Origin of the sequence: Klebsiella sp. CB_Kp196, assembly GCF_040061575.1 — a bacterium.
Taxonomy (GTDB): domain Bacteria; phylum Pseudomonadota; class Gammaproteobacteria; order Enterobacterales; family Enterobacteriaceae; genus Klebsiella; species Klebsiella michiganensis.
Genome location: NZ_JBEAFH010000033.1, coordinates 239,993 through 248,519 on the forward strand (window position 1 = coordinate 239,993; position 8,527 = coordinate 248,519).

Here is an 8,527-nt window from a genome sequence, read left to right on the forward strand (position 1 = left end):
CAACCCCAGACTAAAGAACAGTGGCGTTTGTCTATGTATGTATATAGATGTGTATATAGATTACTGATACATATCAATGCATTTAAATTAACATCTGTAGATTAATGAACATGAGAACACATGTAATTCAATACATTGAAACCAACAAACATTTCAGCACTAATAAAACAACGCTCATGCATATAACTCGGCAAGTAAACATAGACCGTATGCATAATGCATATGAACAATACAAGCGTAGAGCAAGTGATTTAATTAAATAATCAGCTCTACTACGACTAACACTTTCGAAATATAAAGAAGGAAACAAATAGTATGTACGAATATATCACCTCTCACGGAAAATTGAATCAATACCATTTAAAGAAAATAGAACAGACTATTGATAAAGCATTGAGTGAACACTCAAGAGTATTGGCTGTAAGAATAGATTTACATACTCCTGTTCTCAAACCATTAAATGACATGCCTGATGAGGCTAATTTCGCAAGGACAGATTCATCAGTAATATCCCGCTTTACGGATTCTCTGAAAGCAAAAATTTCACATCATCTTAACAAACGGGAGAAAGAGGGTAAGCGAGTTCGTAAGACATCATTACGTGTTGTCTGGGCCAGAGAGTTTGTACCTGATTCACATAAGAAACATTATCACGTTTTATTGTTACTCAACGGGGACACTTTCAATACACTGGGAGCGTATGATAGTAACAAAGGTACACTACGCCGCCTTATACGTGAGTCATGGATGAGTGCTGTCAGTTTCATATATCCCCCCGATAAAGAGTTAGTCCACATACCCAGGAATCCTTGTTATTACCTGAGTGCAAAGGATGGCAAGCAAAGTGAGTCATATTGAATCGCCACGGATAATCTAGACACTTCCGAGCCGTTGATAATACTGGTTTTCATATTCTGTCGGTGACATCTGTTCGCTAGAACCATGCCGACGCTTACTGTTATAAAACATTTCGATGTAATCAAAAATATCACTGCGGGCTTCTTCCCGCGTTCCGTAGATCTTTTTCTTTATCCGTTCACGTTTCAACAACTGGAAAAAACTTTCTGCAACCGCATTATCATGGCAGTTACCGCGACGGCTCATGCTGCCCTCCAGGCCGTGTGATTTCAGGAACGACTGCCACTCATGGCTTGTGTACTGACTGCCCTGATCCGAATGAACCAGCACCTGTTTTTGGGGATTACGCCGCCATACAGCCATCAGCAGTGCGTTCAGGACAATGTCCTTTGTCATCCGGGATTGCATGGACCAGCCGATAATTTTGCGTGAGAACAGATCAACAACCACGGCAAGATACAGCCAGCCTTCGTGGGTCCTGATATAGGTTATGTCGGTTACCCAACGCTCATCCGGAGCATCCGGATTGAACTGTCGCTGGAGCCTGTTGGGCGACACGATACTGGCCTCGCCTTTACGTGCCCGCGGGCTCCGGTATCCGACCTGAGCCTTTATCCCGACACGTTTCATCAGTCGCCAGACTCTGTTCACTCCGCACTGTTGCCCGCTGTCCCGCAGATCCAGATGGATCTTGCGATAACCATAGACGCATCCCGATTCCAGCCAGAACTGTTTAATCTGTCCTGTCAGTCTCAGGTCTGCCTGATGGCGTTGTGAATGCGGCTGCTGAAGCCAGGCGTAAAAGCCACTGGGATGAACATCCAGCACCCGACAGAGCAGGCGAACAGGCCAGCAACGGGCGTTGTCACGGATAAAGGCGAAGCAGGAAAATCGTCTTGAACGTCAGCTGCAGCAACTGAGTTATGCGCGGGTGCTTATCCTGGATGAAATAGGTTATCTGCCAATGAACCGTGAGGAGGCGAGTCTGTTCTTCCGGCTGCTGAACCGCCGGTATGAAAAAGCGAGCATCATCCTGACGTCAAACAAAGGGTTCGCCGACTGGGGTGAAATGTTCGGTGATAACGTGCTGGCGACGGCGATCCTGGATCGTCTTCTGCATCACTCAACGACGCTGAACATAAAAGGAGAAAGCTATCGGTTGAAAGAGAAACGCAAAGCCGGAGTGCTGGCAAAAAGCGCAACGCCAATCAGTGATGATGAAATGGTGGAAAGCGGACAACGTTAATGACCAACAGGGAGTGCGGGCAATGAAAATGGCGAAAAACGGTCAGTAATCTTGGCGTTGACACATCGGTTAAAACGGTTATAAAAGGTCTTCCTTGGGCCATATCGCTCAGGCAAATCGCGCCAGCAATGGCGCGAGGGAAAGCTGCTATTACCTTCTTCAGCGAGTCCTCAGCTACTTCCTGTGGCTTTCTATGCCGCTACCGTTGTTGAACCGGATCAAAGCGGTGCGTGGCTATAAAGCTTCATGCCGGATGGCTGGCAGACCTTCGGTCGTTGCCCCTAATCGTGTGCAGCGTGAATTTACCGTGGTAAAGCCCAATCAGGTCTGGGTGACTGATATCACCTACAGCGCGCCCGGATTTCAGGGCGGGTAACGTGTTTTACATACTGAGGATTGATAACTTTTACTTTATGTCCCTATTTTTCAGACTCATGCTGCCAGTAAAATGCCCCAGTGCTCGCTTCGACACTAATCAGGCAGACCGGAATCTTCGCCACCGCCTGGAGTAATTCTTTTCGACCAGTACGCTTTGAATAAACTGACTTACCCATGCCATTGTGATTTTAAACATCATTAAAATTATAGCCATTGGCGCATTGTAATTATAACCTCTAAAAATCAATGTGTTACTTTGCTTATGTTATGTTTGACAAAAGTCAACATGTCTTTGATTGGAATTGCTGATTGTTTTTTGTTTATTAATAGGCGCTAATCCATAAAACAGTCTCAATCAAGTTGTAAAAGAATGTATGTTTAATTTCGAAATAGCATTCTTTGACGCCGACAGCCTCGACGAATTCTTTCATTGAATTCTTTCCTGACGCCTTAAATATTGCGGCCTCCGGTCAGTCGAAGTTTCTATTAACAGTTGCACAAGTGAGCATCGCAAATCGCTTCTGACTTTTGTGCGAATTAACTGTTTGCTCATTGATACTTAATTCACTCTGACAAGGAAATGGCAATGAAAAAGGTTCTTCTCTCTGCTGCAATGGCAACTGCGTTTTTTGGTATGGCTGCGGCAAATGCTGCTGATACCAATGTAGGCGGCGGTCAGGTTAATTTCTTCGGTAAAGTTACCGACGTATCTTGTACTGTTTCCGTAAACGGCCAGGGCAGCGATGCGAACGTTTATCTGTCACCAGTGACTTTAACGGAAGTTAAAGCTGCCGCGGCGGATACCTATCTGAAACCGAAATCGTTCACCATCGATGTTTCTGACTGCCAGGCGGCTGATGGCACCAAACAGGATGATGTGAGCAAACTGGGTGTGAACTGGACCGGCGGTAACCTGCTGGCGGGCGCAACCGCTAAACAGCAGGGCTACCTGGCTAACACCGAAGCCGCCGGCGCGCAGAATATCCAGCTGGTTCTCTCCACCGATAACGCCACCGCGCTGACCAACAAAATCATCCCGGGCGACAGCACCCAGCCTAAAGCGGCCGGTGATGCCTCTGCCGTTCAGGATGGCGCGCGCTTCACTTACTACGTCGGCTACGCGACCAGCACCCCGACCACGGTTACCACCGGTGTGGTTAACAGCTACGCGACTTACGAAATTACTTATCAGTAATATCGACTGAGAGATAAAGCCGCCTCGCGCCGGGGCGGTCTATACCCGTCATACTTCGAATGGCACAGGCGTTGGCGACGTTTGCTCACCCCAGTCACTCTCTGGCCGCCTTTCTGCAATTCGAATTATTCAGGGTATACAACAATAATAAAGCGGCCACTGCTGCCGCTTATTTTTTTATTCTGAGGTCAGCATGAAGCGTATTGCCCTTTTTTTCTGTTTCATTTTTAGTTTTGCGGCCCATGCCAATAATATTATTGTTAACGGTACCCGCTTTATTTATCCAGGAAATGAAAAAGAAATAACGGTGCAGCTCTCTAACACCGCCGACCGTCCGGCGCTGGCGCAAGCCTGGCTGGATAACGGTAATGCCGACGCGACGCCGGATACCATTACGACCCCCTTTATTATCACGCCGCCTATTTCCCGCGTTGATGCGAAAAGCGGTCAAACCCTGCGTATTAAGCTCGGCAGTAATGCAGGGCTGGCTAAAGATAAAGAGACGCTGTGGTGGCTGAACCTTCTGGAAATACCGCCGGTTGAGGCCAGCCAGAAAAACGAAGGGCAAAATATTCTGCAGCTGGCGATTCGTTCGCGCTTTAAGTTTATTTATCGCCCTGCCGGGCTAGGCAATCGCGACGCTGCGGCAGAAAAACTGGCGCTCTCCGCTAACGGCAGCAGCCTGTCCGTCAGTAACCCAACGCCCTTTTATATCACCGTAAGCCGTATCTCCCGTAACGGCGGCAAAGCGCTCAACAGCAAAACGGTCATGTTTGCCCCGCAGTCCAGCCAGACCATCGCCCTCTCTTCCGCGGTGAGCAAAGGCGAGACCCTGACCGTTAACAACATTAATGATTATGGTGCAGATGTCGCAGTGAAAGTTACCGTCAAATAAGGGAAACGATCATGAAGCAGAGGTCAATCTGCCCGGGAAGATTAAGCACGGCTATTGCGGTTGCGCTGTGCTGCTTTCCGCCATTTTCCAGCGGACAGGAAAACCCGGGAACGATCTATCAGTTTAACGATGGTTTTATCGTCGGCAGTCGCGAAAAGGTCGACCTGTCGCGTTTCTCGACCAGCGCGATTAGCGAGGGCGTCTATTCCCTTGATGTGTATACCAACGGCGAGTGGAAAGGGCGCTACGACCTGAAAATCACCGCCGGTAAAGACGGCAAAATGGGCGTCTGCTATACCAAAGCGATGCTGATGCAGTATGGTATTTCGCCGGAAAAATTAAATCCGCAGCTCAGCGAAAAAGAGGGCTTCTGCGGGCGCCTGCAGGAGTGGCGTCACGAAGATAACGTCAAAGACACGCTGATTCAGTCCTCCCTGAGACTGGATATTGCCGTACCGCAAATCTACGAAGATCAGCGCCTGAAAAACTTTGTCAGCCCGCAATTCTGGGATAAAGGCGTTGCGGCGCTGAATTTAGGCTGGATGGCCAACGCCTGGAACAGCCATATCTCCTCGGCCAACGGTTCCGATAACAGCAGCGCGTATCTTGGCGTTAACGCGGGCCTGTCGTGGGACGGCTGGCTACTCAAGCATATCGGTAACCTGAACTGGCAGCAGCAGCAGGGGAAAGCGCACTGGAACAGCAACCAGACCTATCTGCAGCGGCCGATTCCGCAGATGAACTCGATAGTCAGCGGCGGGCAGATTTTTACCAACGGCGAGTTCTTTGACACCATCGGCCTGCGCGGGATTAACCTGGCGACCGATGACAATATGTTCCCGGACGGCATGCGCTCCTACGCCCCTGAAATTCGCGGCGTGGCGCAAAGCAACGCCCTGGTGACGGTGCGCCAGGGCAGCAATATTATCTATCAGACCACGGTGCCGCCGGGGCCGTTTACCCTGCAGGATGTCTATCCTTCCGGCTACGGTAGCGACCTGGAAGTGTCGGTTAAAGAGGCCGATGGTTCGGTCGAGGTATTCAGCGTACCTTACGCCTCGGTAGCGCAACTGCTGCGTCCGGGGATGACCCGCTACGCGCTCTCCGCCGGTAAAGTCGACGATAGTTCGCTGCGTAATAAACCGATGCTCTACCAGGGAACCTGGCAGCATGGTTTAAATAACCTGTTTACCGGCTATACCGGCGTCACCGGATTTGATGACTATCAGGCGTTCCTGCTGGGGACCGGGATGAATACCGGCATCGGCGCGCTCTCATTCGACGTCACCCATTCGCGGCTGAAGAGCGATACCCTTGACGAGCACGGTCAAAGCTATCGCGCCACCTTTAACCGCATGTTTACCGAAACCCAGACCAGCATCGTGCTGGCGGCGTATCGCTATTCCACCAAAGGCTACTACAACCTGAACGACGCCCTCTACGCCGTCGATCAGGAGAAGAACTACAGCAGCAACTACACCGTGTGGCGCCAGAAAAACGGGATGACCTTTACCGTCAACCAGAACCTGCCGGACGGCTGGGGCGGTTTTTACCTGAGCGGCCGGGTGGCGGATTACTGGAACCGTTCGGGAACGGAGAAGCAGTACCAGTTTAGTTACAACAACATGTACGGTCGGCTCTCGTGGTCGGTCAGCGCCCAGCGCGTCTATACCCCGGATAGCTCCGGCCACCGTCGCGACGATCGCGTGTCACTCAACTTTAGCTACCCGCTATGGTTCGGTGAAAACCGTACGGCTAACCTGACGTCGAATACCGCGTTTAATAATTCGCGTTTCGCCAGCTCGCAAATTGGCGTCAACGGTTCGCTGGATAGCGAAAACAACCTCAACTACGGCGTGTCGACGACCACCTCAACCGGCGGTCAGCACGATGTAGCGCTGAACGGCAGTTACCGTACCCCGTGGACGACGCTGAACGGCAGCTATAGCCAGGGCGAAGGCTATCGCCAGAGCGGCGTAGGTGCCAGCGGGACACTGATCGCGCATCAGCACGGCGTCGTATTCTCGCCGGAAAGCGGCACCACCATGGCGCTGATCGAAGCGAAAGACGCCGCGGGGGCGATGTTGCCCGGCTCGCCGGGTACCCGCATCGACAGCAACGGCTACGCCATTCTGCCGTATCTGCGGCCTTACCGGATAAATTCCGTTGAAATTGACCCGAAAGGCAGCAACGACGATGTCGCCTTCGGCAGTACCGTCGCGCAGGTAGTGCCGTGGGAAGGGAGCGTGGTCAAGGTCTCCTTCGATACCACGCTGCAGAACAACGTCACTCTGCAGGCGCGTCAGGCAAACGGGTTGCCGCTACCGTTCGCCGCCACGATTTACAACCCCTCCGGGAAAGAGATCGGCGTGGTGGGCCAGGGCAGCATGATGTTTATCAGCGACGCCAGCGCGCCGAAGGCCACGGTTAAGTGGAGCGGCGGACAGTGCTCGGTGGAATTAAGTCAGGAAAAAACAAAGGAAACGCTATGTCGCTAATGAAAAAACTGACGCTTTTTATTGGCTTAATGGCGATGGGGACCACGTCGGCATGGGCGTACTGTACGCGCCTGTCGCAGCCGACGGTTAGCCTCGACATGGTTGTGGGTCGGGTGGTAGTTCCGCCGGATCTGCCGGTAGGCTCGGTGATCGTGTCCCGCGACTGGACCATGTCGGCGCCGGGCGGGGCGAGCTATAGCTGCAGCAGCGGCACTAACCGCTTTGTGGCCAAAATCGTCACCCCCGGGGCGACCGATCTGGGAAATAAAATTTATTCCACCAACGTGCCCGGGATCGGCCTGCGGTTCAGCCGCGGTGGGGCGACGGTCAATATTATCTACCCTGACACGTTCTCCAGCTACGTCAGCCGGACCACGAATTACTCGCTGGAAGGCTCCCGCTTTACGCTGGAGGTGATTAAAACCGCGAGCGTGACCGGCAGCGGAACCCTGGCGGCAGGTAAGTACACCTCTTACGACTGGGAGAACGGCAATAACCCGATCCTCGAAACCCGCCTGAGCGCCAACGCCATCACCGTGGTATCGCCCTCATGTACCATCCTGAGCGGCAAAAATATGAATGTCGATGTCGGTACCATCAAGCGCAGCGATCTCAACGGCGTCGGCACCACCGCGGGCGGGAAGGATTTTAATATTGAGCTGCAGTGCAGCGGCGGGTTAAGCGAGTCGGGATACGCCAATATCCAGACCTCTTTCTCCGGCACGCTGGCCACCGGCACCACGGTGAGCCGAGGTGCGCTGCTGAACGAAAAATCCGGCTCCTCGTTGGCGAAAGGAATTGGTATCCAGGTCCTGAAAGAGGGCGTACCGCTGGAATTCAACAAGAAATACAGCGTCGGTACGCTGCGCACGCAAGAAACGCGATACATCACCCTGCCTCTGCACGCGCGTTTCTATCAATATGCGCCGACCACCAGTACCGGTGAAGTGGAGTCGCACATGATCTTTAACCTGACGTACGATTAATTCGGGAGGCGGGTATGCGTGATTCAGCACAATATAAAAATAGCAAACGACTCATTCAGCTGGCTCTGATAAGTGGGATGCTGATGGCCTTCCCGGCGTCGGGTTTTGAGACCAACTACGATCGGGGGCGGGTGGATTTTGCCGGACGGGTCACCGATATCTCATGCAGCGTGGCCCTAAACGGCGGCAACAACGCCGGGAGCGGCAGCGTCTGGCTGGCGCCGGTCAGCCTGGCCGAAGTTCACGATCGCGGCGCCGGGGCATTTATGAAGCCGCAGCCTTTTACGCTGGAACTCTCGAACTGCCAGCTGCGTCACGACGGCGGCGCGGCGGATAAAGACGAGATCCGCCTGGTTAACGTCCGCTGGGTTGACGGCTTTACAATCAATGCGGTGGGCAATGAAAATGCCGGCTATCTGAGGAATACGCGGGCGGACGGCGCCAGCCATATTTTCCTCGCGCTGTCGACCA

5 protein-coding genes and 5 pseudogenes are annotated in these 8,527 nt (G+C 52.3%); 8 read left to right on the forward strand and 2 right to left on the reverse strand.

The genetic code is table 11. The annotated features are described in order from the left end of the window. Nucleotides 1–315: 315 nt before the first annotated feature. Nucleotides 316–858, forward strand: coding sequence for an inovirus Gp2 family protein (locus tag ABLU87_RS07925; protein ID WP_075207247.1), 543 nt, complete (start codon nucleotides 316–318; stop codon nucleotides 856–858). A gap of 15 nt (nucleotides 859–873) precedes the next feature. Here ABLU87_RS07925 and ABLU87_RS07930 read toward each other — a convergent pair. Beyond that, nucleotides 874–1,740, reverse strand: a pseudogene (locus tag ABLU87_RS07930) (IS3 family transposase); the annotation flags it as partial. Between ABLU87_RS07930 and ABLU87_RS07935 the strand changes: the two are divergent. Together ABLU87_RS07935 and ABLU87_RS07940 are read left to right on the forward strand one after the other, a co-directional pair. Further along, nucleotides 1,730–2,104: pseudogene (locus ABLU87_RS07935) on the forward strand (ATP-binding protein); the annotation flags it as partial. The pseudogenes ABLU87_RS07930 and ABLU87_RS07935 sit on opposite strands and share 11 nt — an antisense overlap. Before the next feature lie 211 nt (nucleotides 2,105–2,315). Further along, a pseudogene (locus ABLU87_RS07940) lies at nucleotides 2,316–2,453 on the forward strand (IS3 family transposase); the annotation flags it as partial. A 73-nt stretch (nucleotides 2,454–2,526) separates the two neighbouring features. Here the strand turns inward: ABLU87_RS07940 and ABLU87_RS07945 are convergent. After that, a pseudogene (locus tag ABLU87_RS07945) lies at nucleotides 2,527–2,655 on the reverse strand (IS110 family transposase); the annotation flags it as partial. 413 nt (nucleotides 2,656–3,068) lie between these two features. Here ABLU87_RS07945 and mrkA point away from each other — a divergent pair. The 5 genes and pseudogenes from mrkA to ABLU87_RS07970 form a co-directional block, all read left to right on the forward strand. Further along, nucleotides 3,069–3,677 (forward strand): type 3 fimbria major subunit MrkA, encoded by a 609-nt coding sequence (gene mrkA / locus ABLU87_RS07950; RefSeq protein WP_001493056.1) that lies wholly within the window; start codon nucleotides 3,069–3,071, stop codon nucleotides 3,675–3,677. Nucleotides 3,678–3,870: 193 nt separating this feature from the next. Next, nucleotides 3,871–4,572, forward strand: a complete 702-nt coding sequence (locus tag ABLU87_RS07955; RefSeq protein WP_000820820.1) for a molecular chaperone — start codon at nucleotides 3,871–3,873, stop codon at nucleotides 4,570–4,572. An 11-nt stretch (nucleotides 4,573–4,583) separates the two neighbouring features. Continuing rightward, nucleotides 4,584–7,070 (forward strand): fimbria/pilus outer membrane usher protein, encoded by a 2,487-nt coding sequence (locus ABLU87_RS07960; RefSeq protein WP_348865979.1) that lies wholly within the window; start codon nucleotides 4,584–4,586, stop codon nucleotides 7,068–7,070. Continuing rightward, nucleotides 7,061–8,056 carry a fimbrial protein gene (locus ABLU87_RS07965; protein WP_348865978.1) on the forward strand — a complete coding sequence of 332 codons (996 nt, stop codon included), beginning with the start codon at nucleotides 7,061–7,063 and terminating at the stop codon, nucleotides 8,054–8,056. Before ABLU87_RS07960 ends, ABLU87_RS07965 begins: the two co-directional genes overlap by 10 nt. A gap of 77 nt (nucleotides 8,057–8,133) precedes the next feature. After that, a pseudogene (locus ABLU87_RS07970) lies at nucleotides 8,134–8,527 on the forward strand (type 1 fimbrial protein); the annotation flags it as partial.